The following is a 19,206-nucleotide window of genomic DNA, read 5'->3' as shown; positions in this document are numbered from 1 at the left end:
ACACAGGCGTCTGACTGTCCGCCGAACGGATCACCTCCAGAAGGCGGCGATCTCCTTGGCCAGCTCGACACCCTGCCGCTGCCCGGCCAGTGCGACGGGCGTGCGGACGGTCGGGTCCAGCGGGTTGACGCCCATCGCGGCCACCACGTCCTCGTCCGGCTTGACCACGAGCACGGTGGACCCCTGGGACCGCAACGACTCCACCTGCTCGGCCAGATCGGCCACACCGGGCAGTTCCATGGCCTGCAACACCAGCACGACGTCCTCGCCGGTGGCCAGGTCGGCGTTCTCGGCGCTGCGCACGCCGCCGTCGACGTAGCGGGTGTCGCCGATCGTGACCGGCGGCCAGATGCCCGGCACCGCGCAGCTGGCGGCGACGGCGTCGATCAGGCTCACGCCGCTCTCCCGGCCGAAAACCCGCTCGTCACCGGTGTTCGCGTCCACCGCGACGATCAACAGCTCCTGCTCGTCCGGCCACGCGTCGACCGGCACCCGCGCGGCGATGACCTCGCGCCGTTCTGCCTCGCCGACGGTCTCGGTGAGCAGCGCGATCCGGCCGATCTGGGCCCGCAGCGCGTCCCGGTCCGGCGGGTTCTCCTGGTCGAAACCGAAGATCGCGGCCATCTTCTCCGGATCGACGACGGCCGGGATCTCCGGCGCCTGCTTGGCCGGATCCACCTGGCGGGCCAGCAGTTCGACCAGCGGCAGCCCGCTGACCAGCTGCGCGGCCACGGCCGAGCCGGCCGACGTGCCGACGATCAGATCCGCGTCCCGCAGCGTCAGCCCGGCCTCGTCCAGACCGGCCAGCAGCCCGATCTCCCAGGCGATGCCGGCAACTCCGCCGCCGCCCAACACCAGTGCGTGTCCCATTACCGGATCATCCCAGGGTCGAAGGTCCCGGCCGAACGGGCCTCAGGTCGGTGTCGGCCCGGCCGGTTGCCGACGAGTATGGCCCCATGAGCCTCGATCAGTCCGCCATGGGCACGGATTCGACCGGGCTGACCGTGCTGGACGACGCGGAATGCCTGCGGCTGCTGGCGTCCGTGCGGCTGGGCCGCATCGCCGTCAGCGACCGCGCGCTGCCGACCGTGCTGCCGGTGTACTTCCTGCTGACCGGGCGGACTGTGCTGGTGCGGGTGGCCGGCGCCGGCCGGCTGGCCGCCGCGACCAGGACCGCCGTCGTCGCCTTCGAGGCCGACGAGATGGGGCCGACGGGCGGCTGGAGCGTGCTGGGCATCGGACGCACCCGGTCGGTGCGTCCGGACGAACGCGCTGCGGCGAGTGGCCTGAGAAAGTGGGGAACCGGGGACCAGGACCGGTTCGTGGCCATCGGACTGGAGCTGCTCACCGGACGCCGGCTGCCCCTGCCGACAGGGTGATCGGGCGGCGGCCGTTCGGCGGTGACGCGGACGGCGCCGAATCTGGATCATCATGGGATCGCGGGGCGGAGCTGGAGTTGAGGTAGTGCGGGAGCGGAGACCGGGGTCCGCGCGGTCGGAGCGGTTGCAGGGGTTGCTGGACGCGGTGTTGTCGGTGTCGTCGGGCATCGAGCTGGAGTCGACGCTGCGTCGGATCGTGCGCGCCGCCGTCGACCTCGTGGACGCCAGCTACGGCGCGCTCGGCGTGCTCGGCCCCGACAACTCGCTGGCCGAGCTGGTCGACGTCGGCGTGGACGACCACACCCGCAGGCTCATCGGCGACCTGCCGACCGGACACGGACTTCTCGGCGTGCTGATTCACGACCCGAAGCCGCTGCGGCTGGACGACCTGACCAGGCATCCGGCCGCGACCGGATTCCCGGAGCACCATCCGGCGATGCGAACGTTCCTCGGCGTGCCGGTGCGGGTGCGCGACGAGGTGTTCGGAAATCTTTACCTGACGGAGAAACGCGGCTCCGGTGGGTTCACCGAGGAAGACGTTTTCGTGGTGGAAGCGCTGGCGACGGCGGCCGGGGTGGCCGTGGAGAACGCCCGTCTGTTCGAGCAGAGCAGGCGGCGGCAGCGGTGGCTGGAGGCCTCTTCGGAGGTGCGGGCCGAGTTGTTGGCCGGGTGCACCGCGACCGACGCGCTCCAGATGGTGGCGCGGCGGGTGCGGGAGCTGGCCGAGGCCGATCACGCGCTGATCCTGTTGGTGGACGAGGAGATCGACGTCCTGCGCGTGCACTCGTACGCCGGGCCCGGCGGGCCGACCCTGGTCGGCCGGCAGCTGTCCGACGGCGAATCCGTGCTCGCCGCCATCACCCGTGACGGCGTGCCCCGGCTCATCCCCGACCTGGCTTCGGCGCTGGGCGGCGAGCTCGGGGCCGACGCTGTTCAGTTCGGACCCGCCGTCGCCGTCGCCCTTCGGTCCGCCGGCGGCGCCACCGGTGTGCTGATCGCCGTGCGGGACAAGGGATCCCGGGCCTTGGAGCCGTCCGAGGTACCGCTGCTGAGCAGCTTCGCCGACCAGGCCGCCGTGGCCATCGAGTTCGCCGAGAAGCAGCGGACCCAGTGGCTGTTGGCCGTGTTGGCCGACCGCGACCGGATCGCCCGTGACCTGCACGACCACGTGATCCAGCGGTTGTTCGCCACCGGTCTCGGCTTGCAGGGCACCCTGCGCCGGGCCGCCGATCCCGATGTGCGGGCCCGGATCCAGAAGGCCGTCGAGCAGCTGGACGAGACCGTGCGGGAGATCCGGACGTCCATCTTCGACCTGCACACCTCCGGTGGCAACGGCATGGAAGGCTTGCGCCGCAGGCTGTTGGACACCGTCGCCGAGCTCACCGCCGACGCTTCGCCCACGCCGTCGGTCCGCATCTCCGGCGCCGTCGACACTCTCGTGCCGCCGTCGGTCGCCGAGCACGCCGACGCCGTCGTCCGGGAGGCGCTGAGCAACGCCCTCCGGCACGCCCGGGCGTCCGAGCTGACCCTGGCCGTGGACGCCGGGGAGGATCTGGTGATCCGCGTGGGGGACGACGGGATCGGCATCCCATCGGACGTCCGCCGCAGCGGCCTGGCGAACCTGGCCGAGCGGGCCCGGGCGTGCCGAGGCAGTTTCGACGTCGTGGCAAGGGAATCCGGCGGCACCCTGTTGACGTGGCGGGTGCCCCTACCCTAGCCCACCAACCACGTCTACCCACCCCTTTCGCCACATGCGCTTCCTATGTGGCACCAGGACGCAAGTAGGAAGCGCATGTGGCGATGCGCCGAGCCGGGCACCCGGCTGGTGCCACATGGGCTTCCTATGTGGCACTGAGGCGCAAATGGGAAGCGCATGTGGCACAAAACGGGGGTGGGGGCGGGGTGGGCGGGTACGCTACGGGCGGTCGCGGCTGCGGAGCTCGGTGGCGAGCACGGCGACCTGGGTGCGGCGCTGCATGCCGAGCTTGGCCAGCAGGTGCGAGACGTAGTTCTTCACGGTCTTCTCGGCCAGGAACATGCGCTCGGCGATCTGACGGTTCGTCAGGCCGTCGCCGATGAGTTCCAACACGGTGCGTTCCTGGTCGGAGAGCTCGCGCAGGGGATCGGCGTCGTCGCGCTGGCGGCGCAGGCGGTTCATCAGGGCGGCGGTGGTGCGACCGTCCAACAGTGACTGCCCGCCGGCGACAGTACGGATGGCGGCCAACAGATCGTGGCCGAGGACCTGCTTGAGCACGAAGCCGGCGGCGCCGGCCATGATGGCGTCGAGGAGGGCCTCGTCGTCGGAGAAGGACGTGAGCATCAGGCAGTGCAGCTCGGGCATCCGGGCCCGCAGCTCACGGCACAGCTCGACGCCGTTGCCGTCGGGCAGGCGCACATCGAGCACGGCGACATCGGGCCTGGTGGCGGGAATCCGGGCCAACGCCTCGGCGGCCGAGGCGGCCTCGCCGCACACCTGGAGGTCGGGCTCGTCGTCGAGCAGGTCGGCGATACCGCGCCGGACGATCTCGTGGTCGTCGACCAGGAACACTCGGGTGGGCACACCCAACTCTAGTCGGCCGCCGAACATCGGTGGCAGTGTCCAAGGTCCTGGCGAATCCGGTGAACAAGACGTGGCCGGCAGGCGTCTTCACGTACGGGAGTGATCGCACCAGCCCAGCGACGTTCGGAGGACCGTTGTGCTGACCCGGCGCAATTCCGGTGACCAGTGGACCAAGTTCGAGGCGACCACGCTGCTCAACGCCATTCGGCATGCGCCGGTGCTACACCCCGAGCGGCCGTACGTCCTACAGCTGGGCGAGCGGGCGGCCTCGCTGTTCGAGCTGGGTCCGGGTACCCGCTACGAGCGCGCGGGCGTGAACCGGCTGCTGTACTGCGGGACGGCGCTGGCCAACCTGTACCTGGCGATGCGCATGCTCGGCTGGCGCGCCACGATCGAGCTGGCCGGCGACGGCACGGCCCCGGATCTGGTGGCCACGGTGAAGGCCCTGTCGCCGGCGCCGCCGACCGACCGCGAGACGCTGCTGCACCGCCAGATCGAGCGCATGCCGCCCTACTGGGCCGAGCCGGGCGAGTGGGTGCCGGACTCGGCCGCGGTGGCCAAGCTGGTTGCCTCGAACTGGTGCCCGGGCACGGAGTTGCGGCTGCTCAACGACCGGAACGCGGCGATGGAAACCGCTCGCCTGGTGCTGCACGCTGGCAGACGCATGGACGGCGACCGCTGGTGCGCCGACGAACTGGCGCCGTGGCTGGAGCCGCAGCAGACGACGCCGGTGGCGCAGGTCGCCCAGCAGCTGGGTCCGCTGGCGACCATGTCGGCCGAGCCGTACGCCGACGCGGTCTGCTCGATCGCCGCCCGACTCGTGGCCGACCCGGTGCTGGTCGTCACGACCAGCGGCGACAGCCCCCGCGACCACGTGCTGGCCGGCGCGGCGATCCAGAACGCCCGGCTGTCGGCGTCGGCCTTCGGGCTGGCGATCCGGCCGGTGACCAGGCTGATCAAGCTGGACGAGGTGCGCGAAGGGCTGGCCCGCCAGCTCGGTCACGGCGTGTACCCGCACGCGCTGCTCCGCATCGGCGGCGTGCCGCAGCTCTGAGCCGGGGGCCACATTCCGCATGACAGACGGCGGCGTGCCGACCTAGGTTGCTGATCGTGAGCAGTCGACTGGTCGCCGTCATCGTCGCGGGTGCGTTCTTCATGGAGCTGCTGGACGGCACCGTGATCACCACGGCGCTGCCGGGCATCGCCGACTCGTTCCGCGTCGGCGCGGTCGACGCCGGCCTCGGCGTGACGGCCTACCTGCTGACGGTGGCGGTGATGATCCCGCTCAGCGGCTGGCTGTCCGACCGGTTCGGCGCGCGGCGGGTGTTCTGTGCGGCGATCGTCGTGTTCACGCTGGCCTCGGTGCTGTGCGCGGCGTCCCAGACGCTGTGGCAGTTCGTGCTGGCCCGGGTCGTGCAGGGCATCGGCGGCGCGATGATGGTGCCAGTAGGTCGTACGGTTGTGCTGCGTGGCGCCGCCAAAGCGGACTTGATGGCGGCGACGGCCATCATCACGTGGCCCGGCCTGATCGCGCCGGTGCTGGGGCCGCCGGTCGGCGGCGTGATCACCACGTACACCTCGTGGCGGTGGATCTTCCTGATCAACGTGCCGCTCGGGCTGGTGGCGTTGATCTCCGCACTGCTGGTCGTGAAGGCGTCCGACCGGGTGCTTCGCCCTTTCGACGGGCTCGGGTTCGGGCTGAGCGCGGTGGCCATCGCGTGCCTGGTGTACGGCATGGATCAGGCCGGTGCCGGTACGAACTGGCTGCTCACCGGTGGTCTGCTGGCGGTGGGGTTGATCGTCGGCTTCGTCGCCGTACGCCATGCCCGGCGGCATCCCACGCCGCTGCTGGACCTGTCGCCGCTGCGGATCCGCACGTACGCCGCGACCTCGGGCGAAGGCTCGCTGCTGCGGCTGGCGATCAACATGATCCCGTTCCTGCTGCCGCTGCTGTTCCAGGTCGGCTTCGGGCTCAGCGCCGTCACGTCCGGACTGCTCGTGCTGACCGTCTTCGCCGGCAACCTCGTCATGAAGACCATCACCACGCCGACCGTGCGGCGCTTCGGTTTCCGGCGGGTACTGGTCGGCAACGGCATTCTCGTTGCCCTGTCGCTGGCGGCCTGCGCGCTGTTCAGTGCCTCGACGCCGTACTGGGTGATCGCGGTGGTCTGCTTCCTCGGCGGGGCCTTCCGGTCCCTCGAGTTCACGGGCGTCAACACGCTGGCTTTCGCCGACGTGCCGGCCGAGTCCATGAGCGCCGCCAGCACGGTGAACGCCACCGTCAGCCAGCTCGCCACCGGCATGGGCGTGGCCGTGGCGGCGACGGTGGTGGCCGTGTCAGCTCGCGGTGCCGTGCCGACGGTCGGCGATTTCCGCGTCGGCTTTGTCGTGGGGGCGGTGATCGCCCTGATCGGGGCCCTGATGTTCCTGCGGCTGGACCGTTCGGACGGTGCCGTGGTCAGCGCCGGGCGTTCGAAGGCGCCGGCCCGCTCCTAGCTGCTCCGCATCACCCGGTAGATCTTCTCCGACTTCGGCGCCGGGCGCGGCTGCGAGTGCCAGCCGATCTCCTCGGCCCGTTGGGCGATCGCCGCCCGCACCGTGACTCGTGCGATCACGCACCCCACCTCCGCCAGCTTCTTTCGGCACATGCGGTCCGGATGTGCCGCAGAGAGGCAAGTATGACGCGCATGTGACATTTGCTGTGGCAAATGATGCCGGAGTGGAAATCTTGCCAATTCGGCAAGATTGTGGGTAGCGTGGAGGCATGACGGGGCTGCGGGAGCGGAAGAAGCGGGAGACGCGGCTGGCGCTGAGCCGGGCCACGATCGCGCTGATCGTGGCGCGGGGCTGGGACGAGGTGTCCGTCGAGGACATCGCGGCGGCGGCGAACGTGTCGGAGCGGACCTTCCGCAACTACTTCACGAGCAAGGCCGAGGCGGTTGCGGCCAGCCACCTGGAGCGGGCGCTGGTCGTGGCCGACGAGCTGCGGTCGCAGCCGGCTGACGAGCCGTTCTGGCCGGCGGTGCTGGCGGCGGTGCGGTCGAGCCTCGCCGGGGCGCCGGCAAATACGCAAACGGCGGCCGGGCCGGATTCGGACTCGGCCGGTGCGGGATCGGCGGCCGGGCCGGGATCGGGGGCCGGGCGGGGTTCGGAGTTGGCCGGCGTGGGATCGGCGGCTGGGCCGGGATCGGAGTTGGCCGGAGCGCCGTCCTTGCCGCGCGATGCGGCGTACATGGAGCGGGTCAAGCTCGTGCTGACGCATCCCTCGCTGCACGCCGAACTGCTGCGCGCCGACGACATCGCCAAGGACGAGCTGGCGGTGGCGATTGCCGAACGGCTCGGCCTCGACCGCGACGGCGACCTGTTTCCGCAGCTCGCGGCCTCGGTGGTGGCGGCGGGCATCGCCACGGCCATGCGGTTCTGGATGCTCACCGATCCGACCGGATCGGTGCTCGACGTGATCGACCGGGTGTTTGCCGAAATCGGGCGCGGACTGCCCGCGCCGGAGGGGGAATCGTGAACGTGATCATTTCCGGGGCCGGGCCCAACGGGCTGATGCTGGCCTGTGAGCTGGCGCTGGCCGGGGTGCGGCCGGTGGTGCTGGAGCGGCTGCCGGAACCGAGCAACGAGCCCAAGGCCAACGGTCTCGTCGGCGAGGTCGTGCGACTCGTCGACCACCGCGGCCTGTACGAGGCGTTGGCCGGCCGCCCCGGCCCGCCGGTGCCGAATTCCGGTTTTTCCCTTACGCCGGCCTGTATCTCAACCTCGGGCTGCTCGACCAGAGCCCCTTGCACGTGTTGCCGGCGCCGCAGCGGAAGATCGTCGAGGTGCTGACCGAGCGGGCGGTCGAGCTCGGCGTCGAGATCCGTCACGGCCACGAACTCGTTGGCCTGAAACAGGATTCCACAACGGTGACGGTCGAGGTCGACGGCCCGGACGGTCGTTACGAGCTGTCGGCGACCTACCTCGTCGGTGCCGACGGCGCGCGGAGCGCGGTACGCAAGCTGTCGGGCATCGACTTCGGCGGCGTCACCTACGACCGGCGCACCATGCGCATGGCCCACGCCACCGTGCCGGCCGACTGGGTCGATCCGACCACGCGCGGCCTCAAGATCCCCGGTCACGGCCTCGCGTTGCCGTTCCTCGGCATCCGTACCGAGCAGGGCGGCTTTTCCTATGCGCCACTGCCGGATCACCCGCCGACGATCTCCACCGTCGAGTGGGACCAGCCGCCCACCGACGAGCCGATGACCATGGACGAGCTGCGGGCCAGCGTGCGCCGGGTGCTCGGTGTCGACATCCCGCTGGGCGAGCCCGAGGGCGACGGGCCGCACCTGATGAACCGCCTGACGCGGGGCCATAACCGCGTCGCGGCACGGTTCCGTGACGGCCGCGTGTTCCTGCTCGGCGATGCCGCGCACATCCTGGCCTACGGCGGTGGCGGCCTCAACCTGGGCATGCAGGACGCCGCCAACCTCGGCTGGAAGCTCGCCGCCGAGATCAACGGCACCGCGCCGGCCGGACTGCTCGACACGTACGACACCGAGCGTCGCGTCGCCGCCGAGCGCATGCTCACCTACGGCTACGCGACCAACGCGCTGGTCGCGCCGGGCAGCGACGTCACCGCCCTGCGGGTGTTGTTCGCCGAGCTGCTCGGCGATCCCGCTGCCACCAAACGGATCGCCGAGCTGCTGGCCGGCTCGGACATCCGCTACGACATGGGCGTCGAGGAGCCGCATCCACTGGTCGGCCGGTTCGCCCCGGCGCTGGACCTGGTCACGCCGGACGGTCCGAAGCGGCTGGCCGAGCTCGCCTGTACCGGCCGTCCGCTGCTGCTCGACTTCACCGGAACCCTCGGCGTTTTCCAGGGCCCGATCGATGTGATCACCGCCGAACCGGTCGAGGGCCTTCCGGCCGCGGTGTTGATCAGGCCGGACAACTACGTGGCCTGGGCGTCCTCGACCGCGGACGGCTTGTCGGAGGCGCTCGACCGCTGGTTCGGCGTGGCCGTGAACCATGTCTGATCGTCGGTCAGCCAGTCGCCGAACCGCAGCCCGGCGGCGGCCAACTCGGCGATGGTGTCCGCAATGGACAGTCGCAGTGCGGTGAACGGGTGCTCCCAGTGGTGGCCGGCCCCGTCGTAGTGCACGGTCGCGGACAGGAGGTTACCGTCGCGGGCGATGTCCCGCACGGTGATCGTGACCGGGCCGGCCTGGTGCGAAGTCGAGTCCACCCGGTCGAACCAGGCCGGCGGGTGCCACTGGATCAACACCTGACCCTGCACGTGATGGGCCGCGGTGGCCAGCAAGGCCTGCCGTTGCGACGCGTCCGGTGTGTTGATCAGATGGCTGGCCAGCAGCACCGCGTCGAACCGCCGGCCCAGCCGCAGCGACTCGATGTGCGCCAGCAGCGTCTCGGCATCACGGACGTGCGCCAGCATGTCGGCGGAGCTGTCCACCGCCAGCACCGGATGTCCCAGCGCCGCAAGCGGTTGCGTCACCCGGCCGGTCCCCGCGCCCAGTTCCAGCACGGTCGCACCGGCCGGGATCGCACCGTGGATCAGCTCGGGTTCACCGAACGCCGGCAGCAGCGCGTAGAGCTCGACCGGGCTGCCGTCCATCGCGTGGCTCATCGTGACCACCGGAACACGTCCGCGGTGGTCGCGTTGCCGCCGCACACCACAAAGCCGAGCTTGGCATCGCTCCCGACCCGGGCCAGGACCTGCCGGGCGGCCGGCAGCAGGCAGCCGGCGGCGGGCTCGGCCCAGACCTTGGCGTGGTCGGCCAGGTCCAGAGTTCCTTGCACGGCCTCGGCATCGGTGACCAGCAGCACCTCGGTGACCACAGTGGACACATGGTCGTAGGTGAGCTGGGAGACCGTCGGGGCGCTCAAGGTCGACACGAGGGAGGACAACGAGGTCGGCACCGGCCCGCCGGCCGCCAAAGCGTCGGTCATGGCCTGAGCGCCAACGGTTTCCACGCCCCACACCCGAATGTCAGGGCGGCGGGCATGCAGGGCGACGGCGACACCGGAGATCAGCGCGCCGCCACCGATGCTGACGAGCACGTCGGTCAACTCGCCGGCATCGTCGCTGAGCTCGAGGCCGACGGTGCCCTGCCCGGCCAGGACGACGGGATCGGCGAAGGGATGGAGCAAGGTCATCCCGGTCTGCTGGAGCTGGTCCATCAAGGCGAAGGCGCCGGCCATGTCCTCGGTCAGGCGGACGTCGGCCCCGGCGGCGCGGGCGGCGGAGGCGGCCTGGACGGGGGCGGTACGGGGCATGATGACGGTGGCGGCGACGCCGAGGGCACCGGCCATGACCGCGACGCCGATGGCGTGGTTGCCGCCGCTGACCGCGACGACCCCGGCGGCCCGCTCGGCGTCGGTCAGGGTCAGGAGTTTGGCGGCGGCGCCGCGAACCTTGAACGAACCGCCGAGCTGGAGCAGCTCCAGTTTGACCGTGACGGGCACGCCGAGCAGGGCGGACAGGCCGGGACTGGCCAGGGTGGGCGTGCGCAGCACATGCCCGGCGATCCGCTCGGCCGCGGCCTCGATGTCCGTGATGTCGACCACGCACGCTCCCTGTTGCCGAAACAGCAAGTTATTTTGCCGGCCGCTGCCGGCCGTCGCATCATCGCGCCATGAACGATAACTACGACGTGATCGTGATCGGCGGGGGTGCGGCTGGGCTGAGCGGCGCGCTGACGTTAAGCCGGGCCCGGCGCAAGGTGCTGGTGATCGATGCCGGGCGGCCGCGCAACGCCCCGGCCGGCGGCGCGCACAACTACCTCGGGCGGGAAGGCGTGAATCCGCTGGAGCTGCTGCGCATCGGGCGTGGCGAGGTGGAGTCGTACGGTGGGGAAATCGTCCAGGGTGAGGCGGTGAAGGCGTCCGGAAAGAACGGTGGCTTCACGGTCGAGCTGGCCGATGGGTCCACTGTGGACGGCCGACGGCTGCTGGTGGCGACCGGGCTGACCGACGAGCTCCCGGACATCGGCGGCGTGGCCGAGCGGTGGGGCAAGGACGTGCTGCACTGCCCGTACTGCCACGGCTGGGAAGTCCGGGACCAGAGCATCGGAGTCATCGCCAGCACCCCGATCTCGGTGCACCAGGCCCTGATCTGGCGGCAGTGGAGCGAGCGGATCACCTTCTACGCCAACGACTCCGTGGAACTGGACGAAACGCAGCGCCGGCAGTTCGCGGCGCGCGGGATCACCGTGGTCGAAGGCAGGGTGCGGAGCCTGGACGACCTGAACCACGACGCCTTCGTCGTCACGGCCAAGGCCCGCTCGAACGCGGACGTGCTGACGGCGTTGGGCCTGGAGGTGGCCGATCACCCGGCCGGCACCTACGTGCCGGCCGACGGGGAGGCGACGGCGATCCCGGGCGTGTGGGTGGCGGGCAACGTCACGAACCTCATGGAGCAGGTGATCGGCGCGGCGGCGGCCGGCGTCCGGGCCGGGGCGGCGATCAACATGGACCTGATCGAGGAGGAGACCGAACTGGCCGTGGCCCAGCTGCCGGCGTAATGATGGGGTGTGAGCTGGCGAGGGTTGAGCCCCAGGCGACGGCTGCTGTTCGCGCTGGTCGGAGTCGTCGTCGTGGTGCTGGGGGCGGTGGTCGCGGTGCGCGCGTGGCCAGGCCCTGCGACGGCGCTGGCCCCGGATCGGCCCGGAACCGTGGTGCTGGTGCCGGGGTTCGGTGGCGACCGGACGTCGCTGGAGCCGCTGGCCGCCAGAATCCGGGCCGATGGCCGCAATGCCGTGATCCTGACGCTGCCGGGTGACGGAACCGGCGATCTCGTGCAGCAGACCAAGGTTCTCGACGACGCCGTCAGCACTGCCCTTAAGGGCGGCACTTCGTCCGTTGACATCGTGGGCTATTCGGCGGGCGGCGTGGTGGCCCGGCTGTGGGTGGCCGACAACAAGGGCCGGGCCCAACGCATTGTCACGATGGGGTCCCCGCTGCACGGCACCACGCTGGCCGCTGAGGGCGGCGCGCTTGCGCCGGGCGCGTGCCCGACGGCGTGCCAACAGCTGGCGCCGGGCAGCGCGGTGCTGGCGCCGATCGCCGGGGCGGCCGACATCCCGTGGATGTCGATCTGGACCGAGGACGACCAGACGGTGACGCCGCCGGACTCGGCTCGTCTGCCGGGGGCGGTCAACGTGCCGTTGCAGCAGGTCTGCCCGGGTGCGCGGGTGTCGCACGAGCAGCTGCCGACCGATCCTCGGGTGATCGGGCTCGTGCTGGACGGCCTGACCGGCCGGGCTTTGTCCGAATGTCCTAGGGAGGGTGTTTCGTAGGGAATGTCCCGATGCTGGGTCGGGGTCCGGTTGGGCATGCTGCCGCGGCAAAGATCCAAGCAGAGGGGTAATGATGAGACGCATCGCGACCGTGCTCGTCGTGGCGGCGCTGGTACCGGGGGGAGTGGCGTTCGCGGCGACCCCGCAGACGTCACTGGTGAGCGTCACCGTGGACGGCACGCCGGCGGCGGGCACGAGCGGACGGCCGGCGATCTCGCCGGACGGCCGGTTCGTGGCCTTCGCGTCGACGGCGACGAACCTGGTGCGTGGCGACAACAACGGTGTCGCGGACATCTTCGTCCGTGACCGCCAGACCGGGGTGACCACCCGGGTGAGTGTGAATTCGGCCGGCGCGGAGGCCAACGGGCCCAGTGGCAACCCGTCGATCTCGGCCGACGGCCGGTACGTGGTCTTCGAGTCCCGCGCGACCAACCTGATCTCGAAGAACCCGGGCAAGTTCCAGAACATCTACGAGCGCGACCTGGTCACCGGCAAGACGCTGCGGGTCAACGCCTCGGACACCGCCTTCACCCAGCCCGACGGCGACAGCTCGAATCCGGTGATCTCGGCCGACGGGCAGCACGTCGCGTTCGACTCGCTCGCGACGACCATCGCTCCCTTCGACACCAACGGCGCGTCCGACGTGTTCGAGTGGGACCAGGGCTCGTGCTGCCCGCTGCGGATCAGCGTCAACTCGTCCTTCCAGGAGGCCGACGGGGCGAGCTGGGGACCGTCGATCTCGGCCGACGGCCAGCAGGTCGCGTACACCTCCGACGCGGACAACCTCGACCTGCGGGCGGACACGAACCAGTCGTCCGACGTGTTCCTGTACCACGGGTTCACCAGCCTGCTCAGCCGGAGCGTCGACGGCCGGCTGGGCAACAGCACGAGCCGCAACCCGATCATCTCGGCCGACGGCAAGCACGTCGTGTTCGAGTCCTACGCGTCGAACCTGGTGCCGAACGACACCAACGGCCGCCCCGACCTGTTCACCGCCCGGGTCATGTACTGGGACACGATCACCCGGGTGAACGTCGACCCGACCGGCGCGGCGGCCGGCGGCAACATCGGTCCGCGCTCGTCGATCTCGGCCGACGGCCGTTACGTCGCCTTCTCCTCCGGTGAGGACGGCCTTGCGGCCGGCGACACCAACGGCACCTGGGACGTGCTGGTGCGGGACACCGTCAACGGCACCACCAGCCTGGCCAGTGCGGCCGGCAACGGCACTGCGGGCGACAACTTCTCCGAGGAGCCGGCGATCTCGAGCGACGGCGCGCACGTGGCGTTCAAGTCGCAGGCCACCAACTTCGTGCCGAGCGTGCCGGCGGGCTCGGCCAACACCTACGTCAGGGACCTGGGCTGATGCGGCGCATTCTGACCGTGCTGGCGGTGATCGCGCTGGCCCCGGCCGGCGTCGCTCACGCCGACACCGCAACGACTCTGGTCAGCGCGACCGTCGACGGCGGTCCGGCGGTGGGGATCAGCGGCGCGCCGTCGATCTCGGCCGACGGCCGGTACGTGGCGTTCTCCTCTGGCGCCAACAACCTCGTGCCGGGCGACACCAACCGGGCCACCGACATCTTCGTGCGGGACCGGCAGACCGGGACCATCACGCGGGTCAGCACCGACTCGGCCGGCGTGCAGGGCAACGACGACAGCACTTCGCCGTCGATCTCCGGTGACGGCCGCTATGTGGTGTTCTCCTCGTACGCGTCGAACCTGGTCGCGGGCGACACCAACAAGGTCCGGGACATCTTCCTGCACGACATGACCACCGGTGCGACCAGCCGGGTCAGCGTGACCTGGCTGGGCGAGCAGGCCAACAGCGACAGCTTCCACCCGGTGATCTCGGCCGACGGGCAGCACATCGCCTACGACTCGTTCGCCAGCAACCTGGTCTGGGAGGACACCAACGGCGTGCACGACGTGTTCGAGTTCGACCGGGACGGCAATCGCGTCAACCTGGTCAGCATCGACTCGAACGGCCGGCAGGGCAACGGGATCAGCCAGTTGCCGTCGATCTCCGGCGACGGCCGCTACGTGGCGTTCAGCTCCAGCGCCTCGAACATCGCGCTGTTCGCGGACACCAACAACGCGGACGACGTGTTCGTGCACGACCGGCTGTCCGGACGCACCGACCGGATCAGCGTGGATGTCAACGGGGTGCAGGGCGACCGGGCCAGCCGGTACGCGGCGATCTCGGCCGACGGCCGCTTCGTGGCGTTCACCTCCTACGCCACGAATCTGGTGCCGGGCGACACGAACGGCCGTTACGACATGTTCGTGTGGGACCGGCAGCGCTTCACCATGACCAGGATCGACGTCGGTCCGAACGGCCAGCAGCTGTCCGGCGGCACCACACCGGACATCTGGCCGTCGTTGTCGGCCGACGGCCGGTACGTGGCCTACGAGTCGGGCGCGAGCGACATCGTGGCCGGCGACTCCAACGCCGCGTGGGACGTCTTCCGGTGGGACCGCGTCACCGGCACGACGTCGCTGGTCAGTGTGGGCAGCGATGGGGTGCAGGGCGACAACTACTCCCAGCAGCCGTCATTGAGCGCCGACGGTCGGACCGTCGCGTTCATGTCCTACGCCAGCAACTTCGTGCCCGGGACGAGCCCGTATTCGTCCAATGTGTACGTTCGGGACCTGGGCTGATGCGTCGCATCCTGACCGTGCTGGCCGGCATCGCGTTGGTGCCGGCCGGCATTGCCCATGCCGACACCGCAACGACTCTGGTGAGCGGAAAGGTCGACGGTGGTCCGTCGGCGGGGATCAGCGGCGCGCCGTCGATCTCGGGCGACGGGCGCTACGTGGCCTTCAGCTCGTCGGCCGACGACCTCGTGCCGGGCGACACCAACCAGGCCGCCGACGTGTTCGTGCGGGACCGGCGGACCGGCGCGATCACGCGGGTCAGCGTCGACTCCGCCGGTGTGCCGGGCAACGGCCCCAGCGGGCCGACGTCGATCTCCGGCGACGGCCGGTACGTCGTGTTCGCGTCGGACGCGACGAACCTGGTCGCCGGCGACACCAACAAGGCCAGCGACATCTTCCGGCACGACATGACGACCGGTGCCACCACCCGGATCACCGTCAACCTGTTCGGCGAGCAGGCCGACAGCGACAGCTTCCACCCGGTGATCTCGGCCGACGGGCAGCACATCGCCTACGACTCGTATGCCGGCAACCTGGTCCCGCAGGACACCAACGGCACACACGACGTCTTCGAGTACGACGTGGCGGACGGCCACACCGACCGGGTCAGCGTCGACCCGTACGGACGGCAGGGCAACGGGATGAGCTACCTGCCGTCGATCTCCGCGGACGGCCGGTACGTGGCGTTCAGCTCGTTCGCCTCGAACATCACGCTGTACGCCGACACCAACCATGCGGACGACGTGTTCGTACACGACCAGCTGTTCGGCTACACCGACCAGGTCAGCATCGACGTCGCCGGCAACGGGGGCAACAGCGCCAGCCGCTACGGGGCGATCTCGGCCGACGGCCGGTATGTCGTGTTCCACTCGTACGCGTCGAACCTGGTGCCCGGCGACACGAACAACCGCGACGACCTGTTCGTGCGCGACCGGTGGCGCAACGCCGTGACCAGGATCGATGTCGGGCCGAACGGTGAGCAGCTGGCCGGCGGCACCTCGCCGGACGTCTGGCCGTCGATGTCGGCGGACGGCCGGTACATCGCCTACGAGTCCGGCGCGGACGGCCTGGTGCCCGGCGACTACAACGGAGTGTGGGACATCTTCGTGCATGATCAGGTCGCCGGCCGCACGTCCTTGGCCAGCGTGGCCGGCGACGGCAGCCAGGGCGACGACCACTCGCGCCGGCCGTCGCTGTCGGCCGACGGGCGGCACGTAGCGTTCACGTCGTACGCCGGCAATTTCGTGCCGGGGACGAGTCCGCGTTCGTCCAATGTGTACGTCCGAGACCTGGGCTGAGCCCGGGGGCCGGTGCCCACCCCCGTGGGCACCGGTTCAGGACGTCACGTCCTTGGTGGCGAGGTTGGCCCAGGCCGCGCCGAGGAAGACCACGACGTAGCCGGCCTGGAGCAGCAGGCCCTTGTCGATGGAGTCCCAGAAGACGGGGTCGCGGAAGAAGTCGATCCACGACAGCCAGTAGTTCGTCGGCAGGTAGGGCTTGACCGCGGCCGCCGCGTCCAGCGTCTGCAACACCGCGCTGGTGATCAGGATCGACAACGCCCCCAGCGCCGCGCCCAGCGACGAGCTGGTCAGCGTGGACAGGAACAGGCCGATCGCGCCGAAGCCGATCATGGCCACCACGATGTAGCCGATCGAGTACAACAGCCGGGCGGCAAGTTGGCCCTGCGTAAGCGAAACCCCCGACAGCGACGTCGCCGCACCGGCCGCCGCGCCGCCGGTCGCACTGGTGCCCGTGCCGAACAGGATCACGCCGACGATCAGTGAGCTGATCACCACGCAGGCGATCGCCAGCAGCACGAACGCCAGCAGCGCGATGATCTTCGCCACCAGCAGCCGTGACCGGCCGACCGGTCGGATCAGCAGGTAGCGCAACGTGCCGCCGACCGCTTCGCCGGCGATCGAGTCGCCCGCCACCACCGCCACCGACAGCGGCAGGAAGATCGGCAGCACCAGCGCCAGCGCCGCCGCCGGGAACAGCAGTCCGTTGCCCCGCACCGCCGACAGGAACGCCCCACCCTGCCCCGGCGGCGGCGCGAAGTCGGCGGTCTTGAGGAACACGCCGACGATGATCGGCAGCAGGCACAGCAGCAGGATGTTGGTCCAGATCCGGGGCCGCAGCACGAGTTTGCGGAGCTCAACGGTGATCACGAGGCGTCCACCCGGTCGGAGCCGGTGCCGGTCACTTCCAACACCACCTGCTCCAACGTCCGCCGCTGCGGGGCGATGGACGCCACCCGCAGCCCGGCGGCGACCAGGGTGGCGTTCAACGTGGCGGGATCCTCGTGTCGTATCACCAGGTTCTCTCCGTCACGGGCGACGAGCTGGCCGTTGAGCAAGGGCACCACATCGGCGGCGTCGGGGCTCTGCACCAACACCAATCCGGTGGCGCGGCGAATGGCGGCCAATTCGTCCTCCAACACCAGCCGCCCGCGGTCAACGATGCCGACACGGGTGCAGAGCTGCTCGACCTCGGAAAGCAAGTGGCTGGACAGGAAAACGGTGGTGCCGGTGGCGTTGAGCTCGATCAGCAGGTCCCGGATCTCGTGAATGCCCTTGGGGTCGAGGCCATTGGTGGGCTCGTCGAGGATGAGCAGCCGGGGTTGCCGCAACAATGCGGCGGCGAGGCCGAGGCGCTGCCGCATGCCGAGCGAATAGGCCTTGACGGGACGTCGATCGATGCCCGAAAGGCCAACTCGGGCAAGGGCTTCCTCGATGCGGGACCGGCGGGTGCGGCGGCTGCCGCCGGGACCGCTGGCGTCGAGCAGGGAGAGGTTGCGACGGCCGGACAGGTGCGGATACGCGGCGGGACCCTCGACCATGGCGCCGATCTGCGGCAACACCTCGGCGGCCCGGCGCGGCATCGGCGAGCCGAGCACCTCGATCTCGCCGCTGGTGGCGTAGACCAGCCCCAACAGCATGCGTACGAGCGTGGTCTTGCCGGAACCGTTGGGCCCCAAGAAGCCGTACCGGTCACCCTCGCGCACGTTCAGGTCGACGCCGTCGACGGCGAGCACGGAACCGTAGCGCTTGGTCAGCCCGCGGGTGACGATCATGGACGCCTCCTGGGCAGCGTGGACAGCTCGGCGGCCGCCTGGGTGAGCAGCGCGGGATCGACCACGCCGGCGAGCAGGAAGGTGCGGAAACCGGACCGTTCGACCAGCACGGACAACGGCGCGATGGTCAGCAGAGTGCCCTGCCCGCCGGGCAGCGGCACGGTTTTCGCGCCGACCTTGCCCATCGCGTCGACCACGCCGCCGGCGATGTTGCGGGGCAGCGGCGCGACGACGAAAGCCGACAAACCGGTGCCGTAGAAGCCAAGCCCGCGCCCGCCGCCGACCCGGTCGGTCTGCAGCGGCCGGCCGGCGACCTGCGCCGGCAGCGGGAAGCCGCTGAACGCGCCGAGCACGTCCGGCGCGTCGGTGACGGTGAAACCGCTGTCGGGCGAGGGTTTCGGCGTGATCACGTCCTCGGACGGGCGCTGCGTGCTCACGGACCGGAAGGCGCTGACCACGAACGGCGCCGGCTGGCCCTTGGCCGTCACCTCGACCCGCAGCGGCAGCCCGCTGTCCGGATCGGCCCAGATGTCGACCCGACCGATCGCGGTCTGCGGATCGGACGGCGTCACGCGCAGCCCGGCGGCGTCGATGCCGGCAACCCGTTGCGCGGGCAGGGCTTCGACCTTGGGCTCGTCCTTGAGCACGCGGCGGGCCAGGTCGGGCGGCAGCAGGTCGGCGCCGCGCGGCAGCCGAATGGGCTCGTCCCCGACGATCTGGGTGTACTGGTTCTGCCCGTTGTCCCAGATGAACTGGCTGCCGGGCACGGCATAGGTGTCGCGCTCGCCGACGCCGGTGATCTCGTCGGTCCGCCAGTGCTCCGGCGCGACGTACCAGGCCCGCAGCCGGGTGGTGCCGCCGAGCAGCGCGGTCACCGAGGACAGAGCGGGCAGGTCGGGCAGACCGAGCGAGCCGGTGGCCTCGGCGTAGCCCTGGTACGGCTGGTTCACCGAGGCCAACACGCGGGCGCGCAGGGCCCCCGGATCCCTGTGCGCGGACGCCGGCAGGGCGGTCAGCGCCACCGGCGCGGCGACCAGAACCGCCGCCACCGCGGCCACAACCGCCCAGCGCCACCGTGTCGTCGGCACGCTCACCACCTTCCGCGTCCTCCCTTTCTACGCCTGCGGAGGCCGGTTCGGTTGTGATCGAAGTCTTACGAAGTGGTCCCCGTCACGTTTGGAAACGACACGCCCACCGTTTCGGGTGATTCGCGGGCTCGAATTGAGAAGATCAAAT

General features: G+C 70.5%; 20 protein-coding genes. 12 read left to right on the top strand and 8 right to left on the bottom strand.

Features of this window, described 5'->3' with window-relative positions:
* Nucleotides 1-30: 30 nt before the first annotated feature.
* Nucleotides 31-870 carry a patatin-like phospholipase family protein gene (locus tag M3Q35_RS17355; RefSeq protein WP_273942885.1) on the bottom strand — a complete coding sequence of 280 codons (840 nt, stop codon included), beginning with the start codon at nucleotides 868-870 and terminating at the stop codon, nucleotides 31-33.
* 86 nt (nucleotides 871-956) lie between these two features.
* On the opposite strand from M3Q35_RS17355, the gene M3Q35_RS17350 reads away from it, so the two are divergent.
* Together M3Q35_RS17350 and M3Q35_RS17345 are read left to right on the top strand one after the other, a co-directional pair.
* A complete protein-coding gene (locus tag M3Q35_RS17350; protein ID WP_273942883.1) occupies nucleotides 957-1,379 on the top strand; it encodes a pyridoxamine 5'-phosphate oxidase family protein in 423 nt (140 codons plus the stop codon).
* 85 nt (nucleotides 1,380-1,464) lie between these two features.
* Entirely contained in the window at nucleotides 1,465-3,096 is a 1,632-nt protein-coding gene (locus tag M3Q35_RS17345; protein WP_273942880.1) for a GAF domain-containing sensor histidine kinase, read from the top strand.
* 198 nt (nucleotides 3,097-3,294) lie between these two features.
* Here the strand turns inward: M3Q35_RS17345 and M3Q35_RS17340 are convergent, their stop codons facing one another.
* Entirely contained in the window at nucleotides 3,295-3,939 is a 645-nt protein-coding gene (locus M3Q35_RS17340) for a response regulator (RefSeq protein WP_273942879.1), read from the bottom strand.
* Between the two features lie 136 nt (nucleotides 3,940-4,075).
* On the opposite strand from M3Q35_RS17340, the gene M3Q35_RS17335 reads away from it, so the two are divergent.
* Together M3Q35_RS17335 and M3Q35_RS17330 are read left to right on the top strand one after the other, a co-directional pair.
* Complete coding sequence (locus M3Q35_RS17335) at nucleotides 4,076-4,993, top strand: hypothetical protein (protein ID WP_273942876.1); 918 nt, start codon at nucleotides 4,076-4,078, stop codon at nucleotides 4,991-4,993.
* 56 nt (nucleotides 4,994-5,049) lie between these two features.
* Nucleotides 5,050-6,435, top strand: coding sequence for an MFS transporter (locus M3Q35_RS17330; protein ID WP_273942874.1), 1,386 nt, complete (start codon nucleotides 5,050-5,052; stop codon nucleotides 6,433-6,435).
* Here the strand turns inward: M3Q35_RS17330 and M3Q35_RS17325 are convergent.
* Entirely contained in the window at nucleotides 6,432-6,554 is a 123-nt protein-coding gene (locus tag M3Q35_RS17325) for a hypothetical protein (RefSeq protein WP_273942872.1), read from the bottom strand. The genes M3Q35_RS17330 and M3Q35_RS17325 overlap by 4 nt on opposite strands.
* 149 nt (nucleotides 6,555-6,703) lie before the next feature.
* Here M3Q35_RS17325 and M3Q35_RS17320 point away from each other — a divergent pair, with 149 nt between their 5' ends.
* The 3 genes from M3Q35_RS17320 to M3Q35_RS17315 are packed head-to-tail and all read left to right on the top strand — an operon-like array spanning nucleotide 6,704 to nucleotide 8,963.
* Nucleotides 6,704-7,459: a TetR/AcrR family transcriptional regulator gene (locus tag M3Q35_RS17320; protein WP_273942870.1), complete on the top strand. Its 756-nt coding sequence runs from the start codon at nucleotides 6,704-6,706 to the stop codon at nucleotides 7,457-7,459.
* Nucleotides 7,456-7,773: an FAD-dependent monooxygenase gene (locus M3Q35_RS48515; protein WP_337960592.1), complete on the top strand. Its 318-nt coding sequence runs from the start codon at nucleotides 7,456-7,458 to the stop codon at nucleotides 7,771-7,773. Before M3Q35_RS17320 ends, M3Q35_RS48515 begins: the two co-directional genes overlap by 4 nt.
* Complete coding sequence (locus tag M3Q35_RS17315; RefSeq protein WP_337960635.1) at nucleotides 7,734-8,963, top strand: FAD-dependent monooxygenase; 1,230 nt, start codon at nucleotides 7,734-7,736, stop codon at nucleotides 8,961-8,963. Before M3Q35_RS48515 ends, M3Q35_RS17315 begins: the two co-directional genes overlap by 40 nt.
* On the opposite strand, the gene M3Q35_RS17310 is transcribed toward M3Q35_RS17315, so the two are convergent.
* Both M3Q35_RS17310 and M3Q35_RS17305 read right to left on the bottom strand, forming a co-directional pair.
* Nucleotides 8,879-9,571, bottom strand: coding sequence for a class I SAM-dependent methyltransferase (locus M3Q35_RS17310; protein ID WP_273942868.1), 693 nt, complete (start codon nucleotides 9,569-9,571; stop codon nucleotides 8,879-8,881). The genes M3Q35_RS17315 and M3Q35_RS17310 overlap by 85 nt on opposite strands.
* Entirely contained in the window at nucleotides 9,568-10,512 is a 945-nt protein-coding gene (locus tag M3Q35_RS17305; protein ID WP_273942866.1) for a threonine ammonia-lyase, read from the bottom strand. Before M3Q35_RS17305 ends, M3Q35_RS17310 begins: the two co-directional genes overlap by 4 nt.
* A 68-nt stretch (nucleotides 10,513-10,580) precedes the next feature.
* Between M3Q35_RS17305 and M3Q35_RS17300 the strand changes: the two genes are divergently transcribed.
* From M3Q35_RS17300 to M3Q35_RS17280, 5 genes are all read left to right on the top strand, one after another.
* Complete coding sequence (locus tag M3Q35_RS17300; RefSeq protein WP_273942865.1) at nucleotides 10,581-11,468, top strand: NAD(P)/FAD-dependent oxidoreductase; 888 nt, start codon at nucleotides 10,581-10,583, stop codon at nucleotides 11,466-11,468.
* Nucleotides 11,469-11,492: 24 nt separating this feature from the next.
* Entirely contained in the window at nucleotides 11,493-12,242 is a 750-nt protein-coding gene (locus tag M3Q35_RS17295; protein WP_273942863.1) for an esterase/lipase family protein, read from the top strand.
* Nucleotides 12,243-12,315: 73 nt separating this feature from the next.
* Nucleotides 12,316-13,605: a TolB-like translocation protein gene (locus tag M3Q35_RS17290; RefSeq protein ID WP_273942861.1), complete on the top strand. Its 1,290-nt coding sequence runs from the start codon at nucleotides 12,316-12,318 to the stop codon at nucleotides 13,603-13,605.
* On the top strand, nucleotides 13,605-14,900 hold the full coding sequence (locus tag M3Q35_RS17285; protein ID WP_273942860.1) for a TolB family protein: 1,296 nt from the start codon (nucleotides 13,605-13,607) through the stop codon (nucleotides 14,898-14,900). The genes M3Q35_RS17290 and M3Q35_RS17285 overlap by 1 nt, the downstream gene beginning before the upstream one ends.
* On the top strand, nucleotides 14,900-16,195 hold the full coding sequence (locus M3Q35_RS17280; protein WP_273942857.1) for a TolB family protein: 1,296 nt from the start codon (nucleotides 14,900-14,902) through the stop codon (nucleotides 16,193-16,195). Before M3Q35_RS17285 ends, M3Q35_RS17280 begins: the two co-directional genes overlap by 1 nt.
* 36 nt (nucleotides 16,196-16,231) lie before the next feature.
* On the opposite strand, the gene M3Q35_RS17275 is transcribed toward M3Q35_RS17280, so the two are convergent.
* The 3 genes from M3Q35_RS17275 to M3Q35_RS17265 are packed head-to-tail and all read right to left on the bottom strand — an operon-like array spanning nucleotide 16,232 to nucleotide 19,058.
* Nucleotides 16,232-17,065, bottom strand: coding sequence for an ABC transporter permease (locus M3Q35_RS17275; protein ID WP_273942856.1), 834 nt, complete (start codon nucleotides 17,063-17,065; stop codon nucleotides 16,232-16,234).
* On the bottom strand, nucleotides 17,062-17,970 hold the full coding sequence (locus tag M3Q35_RS17270; protein WP_273942855.1) for an ABC transporter ATP-binding protein: 909 nt from the start codon (nucleotides 17,968-17,970) through the stop codon (nucleotides 17,062-17,064). The genes M3Q35_RS17275 and M3Q35_RS17270 overlap by 4 nt, the downstream gene beginning before the upstream one ends.
* On the bottom strand, nucleotides 17,967-19,058 hold the full coding sequence (locus M3Q35_RS17265; RefSeq protein ID WP_273942854.1) for a LolA-like protein: 1,092 nt from the start codon (nucleotides 19,056-19,058) through the stop codon (nucleotides 17,967-17,969). Before M3Q35_RS17265 ends, M3Q35_RS17270 begins: the two co-directional genes overlap by 4 nt.
* Nucleotides 19,059-19,206: the final 148 nt, after the last annotated feature.

This window comes from Kutzneria chonburiensis (assembly GCF_028622115.1).
GTDB classification, from domain to species: Bacteria; Actinomycetota; Actinomycetes; order Mycobacteriales; family Pseudonocardiaceae; genus Kutzneria; species Kutzneria chonburiensis.
This window is presented reverse-complemented; position numbering and strand designations above follow the sequence as displayed.

Bases quoted from the DNA above. Each gene is read 5' to 3' on its own strand.
- M3Q35_RS17355 (WP_273942885.1), bottom strand. From the start codon at position 870: ATGGGACACGCACTGGTGTTGGGCGGCGGCGGAGTTGCCGGCATCGCC.
- M3Q35_RS17350 (WP_273942883.1), top strand. From the start codon at position 957: ATGAGCCTCGATCAGTCCGCCATGGGCACGGATTCGACCGGGCTGACC.
- M3Q35_RS17320 (WP_273942870.1), top strand. From the start codon at position 6,704: ATGACGGGGCTGCGGGAGCGGAAGAAGCGGGAGACGCGGCTGGCGCTG.
- M3Q35_RS17310 (WP_273942868.1), bottom strand. From the start codon at position 9,571: ATGAGCCACGCGATGGACGGCAGCCCGGTCGAGCTCTACGCGCTGCTG.
- M3Q35_RS17300 (WP_273942865.1), top strand. From the start codon at position 10,581: ATGAACGATAACTACGACGTGATCGTGATCGGCGGGGGTGCGGCTGGG.
- M3Q35_RS17290 (WP_273942861.1), top strand. From the start codon at position 12,316: ATGAGACGCATCGCGACCGTGCTCGTCGTGGCGGCGCTGGTACCGGGG.
- M3Q35_RS17285 (WP_273942860.1), top strand. From the start codon at position 13,605: ATGCGGCGCATTCTGACCGTGCTGGCGGTGATCGCGCTGGCCCCGGCC.
- M3Q35_RS17280 (WP_273942857.1), top strand. From the start codon at position 14,900: ATGCGTCGCATCCTGACCGTGCTGGCCGGCATCGCGTTGGTGCCGGCC.
- M3Q35_RS17270 (WP_273942855.1), bottom strand. From the start codon at position 17,970: ATGATCGTCACCCGCGGGCTGACCAAGCGCTACGGTTCCGTGCTCGCC.